8 protein-coding genes are annotated in these 10,073 nt (G+C 74.7%); 3 read left to right on the top strand and 5 right to left on the bottom strand.

Features of this window, described 5'->3' with window-relative positions; all coding sequences use genetic code 11:
* Positions 1-37: 37 nt before the first annotated feature.
* Entirely contained in the window at positions 38-676 is a 639-nt protein-coding gene (locus V9U69_RS12520) for an LGFP repeat-containing protein (protein ID WP_337062152.1), read from the bottom strand.
* 375 nt (positions 677-1,051) lie between these two features.
* On the opposite strand from V9U69_RS12520, the gene V9U69_RS12515 reads away from it, so the two are divergent.
* The 3 genes from V9U69_RS12515 to V9U69_RS12505 all read left to right on the top strand — a co-directional run bounded on the left by V9U69_RS12515 (position 1,052) and on the right by V9U69_RS12505 (position 4,661).
* On the top strand, positions 1,052-2,869 hold the full coding sequence (locus V9U69_RS12515) for a glycosyltransferase family 2 protein (RefSeq protein WP_337062151.1): 1,818 nt from the start codon (positions 1,052-1,054) through the stop codon (positions 2,867-2,869).
* Positions 2,870-2,960: 91 nt separating this feature from the next.
* Positions 2,961-3,974 carry a glycoside hydrolase family 6 protein gene (locus tag V9U69_RS12510; protein WP_337062150.1) on the top strand — a complete coding sequence of 338 codons (1,014 nt, stop codon included), beginning with the start codon at positions 2,961-2,963 and terminating at the stop codon, positions 3,972-3,974.
* Positions 3,975-4,037: 63 nt separating this feature from the next.
* Positions 4,038-4,661 (top strand): PIG-L deacetylase family protein, encoded by a 624-nt coding sequence (locus V9U69_RS12505; protein ID WP_337062149.1) that lies wholly within the window; start codon positions 4,038-4,040, stop codon positions 4,659-4,661.
* Positions 4,662-4,695: 34 nt separating this feature from the next.
* Here V9U69_RS12505 and V9U69_RS12500 read toward each other — a convergent pair whose 3' ends face one another.
* The 4 genes from V9U69_RS12500 to V9U69_RS12485 all read right to left on the bottom strand — a co-directional run.
* Complete coding sequence (locus V9U69_RS12500) at positions 4,696-6,156, bottom strand: peptide MFS transporter (protein ID WP_337062148.1); 1,461 nt, start codon at positions 6,154-6,156, stop codon at positions 4,696-4,698.
* Positions 6,157-6,208: 52 nt separating this feature from the next.
* The gene (locus tag V9U69_RS12495) at positions 6,209-7,600 is read right to left on the bottom strand and encodes a sensor domain-containing diguanylate cyclase (RefSeq protein ID WP_337062147.1); all 1,392 of its coding nucleotides are present in this window, start codon (positions 7,598-7,600) and stop codon (positions 6,209-6,211) included.
* 324 nt (positions 7,601-7,924) lie between these two features.
* On the bottom strand, positions 7,925-9,736 hold the full coding sequence (locus V9U69_RS12490; protein WP_337062146.1) for a fibronectin type III domain-containing protein: 1,812 nt from the start codon (positions 9,734-9,736) through the stop codon (positions 7,925-7,927).
* Positions 9,737-9,865: 129 nt separating this feature from the next.
* A partial coding sequence (locus V9U69_RS12485; RefSeq protein ID WP_442907759.1) for an LGFP repeat-containing protein occupies positions 9,866-10,073 on the bottom strand: 208 nt, incomplete at its 5' end.

The following is a 10,073-nucleotide window of genomic DNA, read 5'->3' as shown; positions in this document are numbered from 1 at the left end:
CGGGGCACCGCTGCCCCGGTGCCCCGGTGCCGGGACGTCAGCCGCAGTACTCGTAGGTGTCGACGGTCACGCCCGCGCACGGCGTCCAGTACAGGGTGCCGCCGCTGAAGTACTGCACGACGACGCCCGGGTAGTAGACCTCGTTCGTCGTCGGGTAGCCCAGGCGCCCGCGCTCGTACCCCTGGGCGGCCCAGCTCGGGTAGAACGCGCCGCTGATCGCGTACGGCTCCTCCAGGGAGTCGGTGGCGAAGCGGTCCTCCTCGTAGATCGCGCCGTGCTGGAAGCGCTGGAACGTCCCGCCGGCGGCGGCGGGAGCCGGCTCGGAGGCCGGGTACCCGAGGGGGCCCTGCTCCCAGCGCAGCGAGTCCCACAGCGTGTAGAAGCGGCCCCGCACCTGGTGGGCGCCGGTGGTGGCCGAGTAGTAGAGGGTGCCGCCCTCGTACTGCTGCATGACCCCTCCGCGCAGCCCGATCTCGTTGGAGGTGGGGAAACCGAGCGGGCCGTTCTCCCAGCCCCGAGCACCCCAGTAGCCGTAGAACGCGCCGCCGACGGTGTGGGCGCCGGTGCCGGGGCTCCAGTAGATCGCCTGCCGGGTGAAGTCGTTGTACGCACCCGTGCGCAGCGGGGTGGGCGTCTCGCTGTTCAGGGGTTCGCCCGGGGCCCCGCCCAGCCGCAACTACTCCTGCTCGATGGCACCGCCCACCCGCTGCGGGCCGTTCGGGCCGGGGTACACGGCCGCCTGCGCCGCGGCCGGTGCCGCCAGCACCGTCAACGCGGCGAGCACCGCCGCGGCCCTCGTCCTGATCCTCGTCCGCACAGTCCTCCCCCTCCTCCGGCGGCCCACGCCGCCCGCCGGGGGACACCTTACGACCCGGGGTCCGCCGTTCCCCCGGATGCGCGAAGATCGTCACTGGAGATGCAGATGCCTTCACTCTCAGTGTCGACGCGGGGAAGGCATGTCCGGAACACAGGTTCCCCACGACGGCGCCGTGTTCCTTGGTCCCAGCGACGGCCCCGGACCGGGGCCGCACGGAACCTCTGGACGGGAACCTTGCCGAAGAACCAGGGCGCCGTCGTCGAGTACGACTACGCAGCCCACGCGCGACTCGCCGGCCCACTGCGAGAACCACCCCCGGGCCCCTACGCGGTCCAGTACCAGCGCATCCTGCGTCGCGACAAGCGACGCCTGCCCGCAGCGGTGCTGCTCACGCTGGCCCTGGTGTTCCAGGTGACCTTCTTCGCGTGGATGCTGATGCCCTCGCACTGGCCGACGAACACGGGTTCCTGGCTGTACTGGCTGGGCCTGGGCCTGGTCGGCTGCGTGGGCCTGGTCGAGTTCATGCGCCTCGTCAACGTGGTCATGCTGGTCCGCACCACGGCAGCACTCACCGACCCGATCCCGGTCCACCCGGAACCCGGCCGCCGCATCGCGTTCCTCACCACCATCGTGCCGGGCAAGGAACCCGTCGAGATGGCTGAGGAGACGCTGCTCGCCGCCCAGCGCATCCGCTACGACGGGCCGATGGACGTCTGGTTGCTCGACGAGGGGAACGACCCCGAGGTCCGGGCGATGTGCGAGCGCATCGGCGTGAAGCACTTCTCCCGGCACGGCGTTCCCGAGTGGAACCAGGAGACCGGCCGGCACCGCCGCAAGACCAAGCACGGCAACTACAACGCCTGGTTCGACGCGTACGGCCACGACTACGAGTTCTGGCTCTCGGTCGACACCGACCACGTCCCCCACCCGGACTTCGCCGAGCGCCTCCTGGGCTACTTCCGTGATCCCGACGTGGCGTTCGTCGTCGGGCCGCAGGTGTACGGGCAGAACTACGACAACTTCGTCACCAAGGCCAGCGAGTCCCAGCAGTACCTGTTCCACGGCGTGCTCCAGCGCTCCGCGAACCGGTGGGGGGTGCCGATGTTCGTCGGCACCAACAACGCGGTGCGCCTGTCGGCGCTGCGGGAGATCGGCGGCCTGGCCGACTCCATCACCGAGGACGCCGCCACCTCGCTGGTGTGGCACACCAGCCGGAACCGGCGCACCGGCCGGCGCTGGAAGTCCGTCTACACCCCCGACGTGCTGTCGGTGGGTGAAGGGCCGGCGAACTGGTCGGACTACTTCACCCAGCAGAACCGCTGGTCGCGCGGCACCGACGAGGTGATGGTCCGCACGTACTGGAAGTTCGCTCGGAAGCTCGGCTGGAAACGTGCGCTGCACTACTTCCTGCTCATGTCGTACTACCCCAGCGCGGCGATCACCTGGGTCCTGGGCGTCTTCAGCCTCTGCGCCTACCTGATCACCGGGGCCAGCGGCGTGCAGGTCGCGGTGAGCACCTGGCTGGTGCTGTACGCCAACGCCGCCGTCATGCAGGCCGGCCTGTACTTCTGGAACCGCCGCTACAACGTCAGCCCGCACGAGGAGGAGGCCAGCACCGGCGCGCTGGGGATGCTGGTGTCCATCTTCTGCGCCCCCATGTACGTCGTCGCGCTCGTCGACGCGATCCGCAACCGCACGGTCCCGTTCGAGGTGACGCCGAAGGGCTCGGAGTCCCTGGGGGACCGCTGGGTGGTGTTCCGCCAGCACGTCATGTGGGGCCTGCTGCTGAGCGGGTGCCTCGTCGCCTCCTTCCCCCTGCACCACGACTACCCGGCCCTGCGGCTGTGGACGCTGCTGGACGTGGCGGTGTGCTTCGCGCCGATCGCGATGTGGAAGGTCACCGCCTGGTCACGCCGCCGCAGCGCCACCCGGGCCGCCGCACCCGCGGCGCTGCCGGCTCAGCAGCGCGCGCTGCCGGCGACCGGCCCGGTCATCGTCCTGCCGGACACCCGGGCCGCGGAGCACGCGGAGCACGCGGAGGTGACGCGGTGAACCGCACCTCGTTCCTGAAGCTGCGCAACGCGCTGCTGGTCGGTGCCACGGGGGCGGTGCTCCTCGCTGTGGACGCGTACGGGGTGACGACGTGGCTGCAGGCCTCCTGAGGCGGCAGGTGCTCGTCGCGATGGCCGTGGGGGCGCTGGCCGCCTGCTCGGGGACCTCCGGCAGCACCTCGCACGCGAGCACCGCCACCGCCACCGTGAACCCGCTGGCCGGGACGGAGTTCTACGTCCTGCCGGACTCCCCCGCGGCGGTGCAGGTGGCGCAGTGGGCGGCGGAGGGGAACACCGCCGACGCCGATCAGCTGGCCGTGGTCGCCGAGGCACCGGTGGCGACGTGGTTCTCCGGTCAGCACGCTGACCCGGCGGCCAGCGCGCAGGAGCTGACGACGGCGGCGCAGGCCGCCGGGCAGGTGCCGGTGATCGTCGCCTACAACATCCCCGGCCGCGACGCGGACCACTACTCCTCCGGCGGGGCCGCCGACACCGACGCCTACGCGGCGTGGGCCGCCGAGGTGGCCGCCGGCATCGGCGACCGGCCCGCGGTGGTGATCGTGGAACCGGACGCCATCGCCCAGGTCGTGTCCGGCTCCGCGACGGACGTCGACGCGGACGAGCGGTACGCCGCGCTCGCCTCGGCGGTCGGCACGTTCGCGGCGCTGCCCGCCACGACCGTGTACCTGGACGCCGGGAACTCCGACTGGGTGAGCGACCTGGACGCCCTGGCCGACGCCCTGTGGGCCGCCGGCATCGACGACGCCGACGGCTTCGCGCTGAACGTGTCGAACTTCCAGGCGACGGAGGACTCCCTGGCCTACGGCGAGGAGCTGTCCGCGCACCTGGACGGGGCGCACTTCGTCGTCGACACCAGCCGCAACGGTGCCGGGGCGACGTCCCGCACCGACGACCCCGAGGCCTGGTGCAACCCGCCCACGGCGCGCATCGGGGTCACGCCCACCACGGCGACCGGCAGCGACCTCGCCGACGCCCACCTGTGGGTGAAGGAACCCGGGACGTCCGACGGCGACTGCCGCGACGGCGCCCCGACCGCCGGGACCTGGTGGCCCGAGTACGCCCTCGTGCTCACCTCCGGGACCTGACACCCGGCGAGACCGGACCGGACCGGACCACACCGATCGACCCCCACCTCGAGGAGGAACCCCGTGAGCACCACCCCGCGCAGCGTCCTGGCCGTCGGCTCGCACCCGGACGACGTCGAGCTCGGCTGCGGCGGCACCCTCGCCCGCCACGCCGCCGCCGGCGACCGCGTCACCATGCTCGTCGTCACCCACGGCCAGGCCGGCCCGGGTGACGTGGACCGCCGCACCGCCGAGCAGCGCGAGGCCGCCGCCACCCTGGGCGCGGACCTGGTGTGGGGCGGCCTGGTGGACGGGGAGGTGTCGAACCACGAGCTGGAGCTGGTGCACCTCATCGAGTCGACGATCCGCTCCGTCGGCGCCGACGTCGTCTACACGCACGGCGTGGACGACACCCACCAGGACCACCGGGCCGTCGCCCTGGCGACGCTGGGCGCGGCCCGGCACTGCCGCCAGGTGCTCACCTACGAGTCCCCCAGCAGCTACGGCTTCCGCCCGCACCTGTTCGTGGACATCACGTCGGCGCTGGACAAGAAGACCGCAGCGCTGGGGTGCCACCGCAGCCAGGTGGCCGACTCGCGGATGGTCGACCTGGAGGTGGTGCGCAACCAGGCCGGCTACCGGGGGTTCCAGTCCCGGGTGGGGTGCGCGGAGGGGTTCGTGCCGCACCGCCTGGTGCTGGAGGTGTGACCCGGCGGCGGGACGGGGTGCTCCGGCCGCCCGGTCAGCGCACCCCGCTCATCAACCTCCGCACCAGGGGGCTGATGAGGAGCAGCACGGCACCGATCACGACGGCGGTGCCGCCGATGAGGCCGAAGTAGGTGCGCTCGCTGTCCGGCGAGTAGTACCCGGCGAGCGTGCCGGCCAGCGCGGTGCCGAGCGCGACGGACAGGTAGAACAGCGCGACGAGCTGGGTGCGGAACAGCTCCGGGGCCAGCTTCGTGGTGACGGACAGGCCCACCGGCGAGAGCAGCAGCTCGGCGACGGTGAACACGAGCAGGATGCCGATGAGGCCCAGCAGCGGTGCGCTGGCCGGGCCGCCGCCGGCCATGGGGATGAACAGCAGGAACGCGGCGCCCATGACCGCGGTGCCGAGGGCGAACTTCACGGGGGTGGACGGCTGCCGGCTGCCCAGCTTCGTCCACAGGGCCGCGAAGACGGGCGCCAGCATGATGATGAACACCGGGTTGATGGACTGCACCCACGCCACCGGCATCTCCCAGCCGAACAGGTTCCGGTCCAGGCGCTGGTCGGAGTAGACGGTGACCACCGTGAACTGCTGCTGGAACAGCGCCCAGAACGCGACGCTGGCGAGGAACAGCGGGATGAACGCCAGCACGCGGCGCCGCTCGGTGGCGCTGATGCGCGAGCTGCCCAGCACGATCGTGAAGTAGGCCAGGGAGGCCACCACGACGAGCGCGACGACGACCTCGTCGAGGCGGTCGGCGTTCAGCACGTCCAGCAGGGCGAGCACGACGACGGCACCGAGGACGCCGAGGGCGACGAGGGCGACGGGAACCCGGCGGGAGGCGGGCAGCGGGTCGGGCACGTCCCGGGACCTCGCGGGCAGGCGGCCGCGGCCGAGCCAGTACTGCGCCAGGCCGGCGGCCATGCCGACGGCGGCGAGCCCGAACCCGTAGTGGAACCCCGCGGCGTCGCGCAGCAGCCCGGTGAGCAGCGGCCCGGCGAGGGCGCCGAGGTTGATGCCCAGGTAGAACAGGGAGAACCCGGCGTCGCGCCGCTCGTCGCCCTCGGCGTAGAGGGAGCCGACCATCGTGGTGGCGGTCGCCTTGACGCCGCCGCTGCCGAACGCGACGAGGACGAGCCCGACCGCGACGCCGAGCAGGCCGGGCAGGACGGCGAGGGCGACGTGCCCGGCGAGGACGACGGCGCCGCTGGCGAACAGGACGCGCTCGGGGCCCAGGAGCCGGTCGGCGAGCCAGGCGCCGACGATGGTGGACAGGTACACCAGGCCGCCGTAGGCGCCGACGATGCTCGTGGCGGTGTCCTGGTCCAGCCCGAGGCCGCCCCGGGCGGCTGAGTAGTACAGGTAGATCAGCAGGATGCCCTGCATGCCGTAGAAGGAGAAGCGCTCCCACATCTCCACGCCGAAGAGGTTGGCGAGGGGTCTCGGCTGCCCGAGGAAACCGTGGTCGGAGCGTCGTTGCTGGAGGGCCTCGCTCATGGACGCTCAGGATGCTCCTCCTGCCGCGCGCCCGCGCACCCGGGTGGAGCCGTCAGCGCCCCCGGGCCTCGCGCGGCCCGCCGCGGCCGCGCTTGGCGCGGTACATCGCCTCGTCGGCGGCGCGCAGCAGGCCGGTGACGTCGGTGGCGTGCCGCGGGGCGTGGGCGATGCCGACGCTGGCGCCGGTGCGCACGGTGCGGTCCTCGATCTCGTAGGGCTCCCCCAGCCGGTCGTGCACCGCGCGGGCGAGGCCGGCGGCGTCCTCGGCGGCGGGTCCGGTGAGGGCGACGGCGAGCTCGTCGCCGCCCAGGCGCGCGGCCGTCGCACCGGCGGGCAGCAGGGCGAGCAGCCGTGCGGCGACCTGCTGGAGCAGGACGTCGCCGGTGTGGTGGCCGAGGGTGTCGTTGACCCGCTTGAAGCCGTCGAGGTCGATGAGCAGCAGCGCCACCCGCCCGTTCCCGGTGACGGGGTCGAGGGCGTCGCCGAGGGAGCCCAGCAGGGCGGCCCGGTTGGGCAGGCCGGTGAGCTGGTCGTGGAACGCGCGGTGCTCCAGCTGGCGCAGGTGGGCCCGCTCCAGCTCGCGCAGGCGCGCGTTGTCGACGACCACGGCGCCCTGCAGGGCGAGGCGCTGGGCCAGGACGCGGTCGGCCGCGGTCCAGTCGCGGCGGCGGGTGACGTCGCCGCAGACCGCGTTGCCGACCAGGCCCTCGGCGCTCATCAGCGGCAGCGACACGTAGGAGCGCACCCCCAGCGTCTGCACGAACCCGCCGGGGCGCACGGCGGCGGTGGTGGCGTCGTCGACGACCTCGGGGCCGCCGGAGTCGGTGGCGCGCCGCCAGGCCGGCGAGTCGCGGGCCAGGCGGCCCACCAGACCCGCCGCCAGCTCCTGCTCCAGCCCCTCGGGCAGCCCGATGCCCAGGACGTGGGTGATGCGGGTGTCGGGGTCCACGAGCATCACGGCGGTCCGCTCGGCGCCCAGGACGTCGGCGGTGACGGCGGCCAGGAGACGACCGGCGGCCTCCACGCTGACCGCCCGCGCCCCCTCCTCGAACAGGCGCCGCACCGCGTCGGTGACGCGGTGCAGCTCGGCCTGCTCGCGCGAGGCGACGACGTCGCGCAGCGCCACGGCGAGGTGGTGGTCGACCACGGCCCCCAGGACCGGGTCGACGGCGGACGGGTCACCGCCGTGCAGGTGCAGCAGACCGAGCTCGGTGCCGCCGTGCCGCAGCGGGAGCACCGCGCAGGCGCCGGGGACCGGCCCGGCCTCGCCGGCCCGGGCGACGACCACGAGGTCGCCGCCCTCGTGGGCGAGCACCTCGGCGCGGCGCACGCCCACCCGGTGCGCGAGCACGGCGTGCGCGAGGTCCAGGGCTCCCTGCAGGGGTGCGCGCTCCTCCTGCGCCAGCCGGGCCAGCTGCGCCGGCAGGGCGCCCAGGGGTTCCACGACCGGGGCGCGCGTCAGCGCGGCCGGCGCGGGTGCGGGGCCCGCGCCCGGCTCGTGGTCCTCGGTCCCGGCACCCCGTCCACATCGGCTCGCGCCGCGGTGCGCTTGAGGGCACGGGACGTCAGGACGGGCGGGCGGCACCGACGTGCGGGCGGCCACCTGCGCCGCGGGGTTCGGCGTCCACGGGGAGGACCGCGGTGAGCGCGAGGGCCGGCGGGGCGGGGCGGTGGCGCACGGCGGTTCCTGACGTCGGGTTCCTCGGGCGCGACGAGTGTCGCACCGGCGCCCGGCCGACGCAGGTCGGCCACCGGGCACCGGTGCGGCTCAGGCGACCCGCTGGACGCTGCGGGCCGCGCGCGGGACGACCGCGGTGGTGCCGGCGCGCGGGGTGACCCGGGCGGTGGTGGTGCGCGGCCCGTACCCGGCGGCGTTGCGGGCCTCCACCCCGAACGTGTACGTGCGGCCGCCCGCGAGGCCGGTGACGGTGATCCGCGTCGTGGTGGCGCTCGTGGTGAGGGTCCGCGCGGTCTGGGCGACGCCGTCGACGTAGGGGGTGACGCGGTACCCGGTGATCGGGCTGCCGCCGGTGGTGCCGGCCGTCACGGTGAACGCGGCGGAGCGGTCGCCGGCGGTGGGCGCGGTGACGGTCGGCGCACCGGGGACCGCGACGGCCGGCTTCGGCGTGGCGGTGGGCGTCGCGGTGGGCGTGGGCGTCGCGGTGGGCGTGGGCGTGGGCGTCGCGGTGGTCCCGCGGGGCGCGACGGTGACGGTGGCCCCCGACGAGGAGACCGCGGCGGCGGTGACGGTGGTGCGCCCGTCGGCGGTGGTGAACGCGGCACCGGCCGGCAGGACGAACGGGGCACCGGCGGCGCGGGGTTCGAGCAGGCGCGACTTCGCCCCGGCGCCGGTCCCCTCGACGCGGCGGACGGTGAGGCCCGTGGGGACCGCCTGCCACCCGGGGGTTCCCGCGGTGGTGGTGCCGTAGTACGTCCCGCCCGGGTACAGGGCGGCGTCGCGGCCGGCGCCGGCGCGCAGCTCCACGTAGTAGGTGACGCCGCCGCTGGTGAACCTCAGCGCCTGCGCACCGGTGCCGGAACCCACCGGGCGCAGCGCGGTGCTGGTGCTCACCGCGGCGTCCACGGCGGTCAGCTCGGAACCCGTCAGGCCGGCGAGGCGATCGCGCTGGGCGGCGTTCATCTCCCCCAGGTGCGGGGTGCGGGAGTTCGCGGCGTACGAGTTGGCGCCCATGACGTCGAAGAAGTCGCCGTACTCGACGTTGCTGCACGCCGAGAGGGGGCCGTCGTCGGCGGAACCGCCGGAGCAGGCGGCGGAACTGCCGGAGTGCCCCAGGCCGAGGTTGTGCCCGAGCTCGTGGGCGACGACGGCGGGGGCGGAGGTTCCGTTGACCCACAGCGCGAGGTCGCGGGCGGCGGTGGAACCGATCCACGCGACACCGGAGAAACCGCAGGCGGCGACCTTCGGCGTGTGCACCAGCAGGGTCGTCCCGGCGGGCACGGCGACCTGCGAGCGCACCGCGCGCTCCACGGTGGCGAGGTCGCAGGAGCCCGCGACGGTGGAGGTGATCGTGGCGGTGGTCGCGGGCTGCGCCGAGTAGGTGACGGCGCCGTGCGTCTGACGGTCGTAGAAGGAGCTCGCCTCGGCGATCGAGGCGGCCAGGGCGGCGCCGGTGGTGCCGTCGGCGGCGACGCCGGGGACGGTGACGAGGACGGGCAGCACGGGCCGCGCGGCGGTGCTGACGGCGTTCAGCTGCCGCGGGGTGGACAGCACCTCGTGGTCGAGCACGTCGCGGCCGGACTCGGCGACGGCGGCCGGGGCCGTGCCGGTGGCGCGGACGGCGCGGCCGAGGCGGACGGTGACGGTGGCGCCGGTGGGCACGTCCGCCAGGTCGGAGGACGGCACGCGCACGGGCCCGGTGGGGGTCTGCACGACGGTGACGTGCACGTCCTGGCCGTCGTGGTGGGTGCCGGCCGCGTGGTCGACCTCGACGACGGCGCGGCGCACCGTCCCCGTCGCCGTGCTCGTCGTCGTGCTCGTCCCGGCCGCGGCGGCGCCCTGCGCCAGCCCCAGCACCGTGCCCGCGGCGCACACCGCCGCGAGGGTCCCCCTGAAGCGCACGTCCCCACCCCTCGTCCCGGCGGGGTCCCCCGCCTCGTGGTACGGGTTTCGGCGTGCGGGGGGCGTGACGGGATGCGCCGGGCGGGGGACCGCGGACGGGGGGAGACGCGGGGCGGGGACCGGCCGGGCTCAGGTCCGGGTGACCCGGCCGCTCCTCGCGTCCCACACCAGGGAACCGCCCTCGTAGTCCTGGCGCACGCCGCCGGGCACGGGGTACTCCCCGGTGCGGGGGTAGCCGAGGCTGCCGCGTTCCCAGCTCTGACCGGCGTAGTACCCGGCGAAGGCGCCGTGGACCGCGTGGGCGCCGAGCGCCGGCGTCCAGTACACGAGGCCGCCC

Source organism: Kineococcus sp. G2 (assembly GCF_037154035.1).
Taxonomy (GTDB): domain Bacteria; phylum Actinomycetota; class Actinomycetes; order Actinomycetales; family Kineococcaceae; genus Kineococcus.
Note: the sequence above shows the minus strand (reverse complement) of the source record. Positions and strands in the feature narration are given on the sequence as shown.